The organism is Oleiphilus sp. HI0043 (genome assembly GCF_001634935.1).
This window is the reverse complement of the sequence record NZ_LWEY01001656.1, coordinates 1-924: the sequence shown is the minus strand read 5'-3', so window position 1 is coordinate 924 and position 924 is coordinate 1. Positions and strand designations below refer to the sequence as shown.

The following is a 924-nucleotide window of genomic DNA, read 5'->3' as shown; positions in this document are numbered from 1 at the left end:
TTACTAAAGCGCTTGACCCTAACAAATGCGCTTTTGGCATGTGGTACAACCAGTTCGAAACAGATATTGAAGAGCTTAAAGAAGCCCTCCTGCGCTTTGATGAACCCCATAAAAAGTTACACGGTTTAGCTGAAACCTTACTCAACTTAAATCAGACTGATCACGACGAAGCAATGAAGATTCTGAACACCGAAAGACAAACCACGCTATCAGAATTGATCCACCTGTTCCATTTAACCAAAGAGCGAGCCTTATCGAGCATCCGTCCTATCATTCTTTTTGTAGAGCGCACTGGCGGCAAAGTAACAGCCTTACGTCTTGATAATATCAACGACATCGTCACCTTTAACAAAAAAGTATTTTGTCGAGATGACTCTGCAGATGGAATCATGAGAAGTAAAAATGATGACTTTGTGGTGGAAGGCTTTCTTAGAGACGGTAACGAAGCACCATTAATGCTGATCAACTGCCAGCCTGAGAGCAAGTCTGAATCTAATCAGGTTGCATAGAATTTAAAAAGCTTTGTAGGCAGCGCCTTCCACGGCTCGCATGAGGGCTAGCACGAAATTGATCGTGCGCCTGAACCCTCTGCCTACAATAGACAACTTTCTCGCGCTTAAGACCTACAGGCGCATTTCAATACCACAATCGGCCATATGTGCCTTGGCTTCTTGAACGCTGTACTCTCCAAAATGAAAAATACTTGCTGCCAGAACAGCATCGGCGCCACCTTCCAAAACTCCATCTGCCAAGTGCTGTAAATTCCCCACACCGCCAGATGCTATAACCGGAATAGACACAGCATCGGTAATCGCCCTAGTGACGCCTAAGTCGAAGCCGTTTTTCATACCGTCCTGATCCATACTGGTTAGTAATATTTCACCAGCACCGTAATCAGCCATTTTCTTGGCCCATTCGATTGCA

Annotated in this window: 2 protein-coding genes; one reads left to right on the top strand and one right to left on the bottom strand. The window is 45.0% G+C overall.

The window, feature by feature from the left end:
• On the top strand, positions 1-509 hold a 509-nt coding region (locus tag A3729_RS25235), incomplete at its 5' end, for a CZB domain-containing protein (RefSeq protein ID WP_231877503.1).
• A gap of 114 nt (positions 510-623) precedes the next feature.
• Here A3729_RS25235 and A3729_RS25230 read toward each other — a convergent pair.
• Positions 624-924: HisA/HisF-related TIM barrel protein (locus A3729_RS25230; RefSeq protein WP_255376410.1), on the bottom strand; the 301-nt coding region annotated here is incomplete at its 5' end.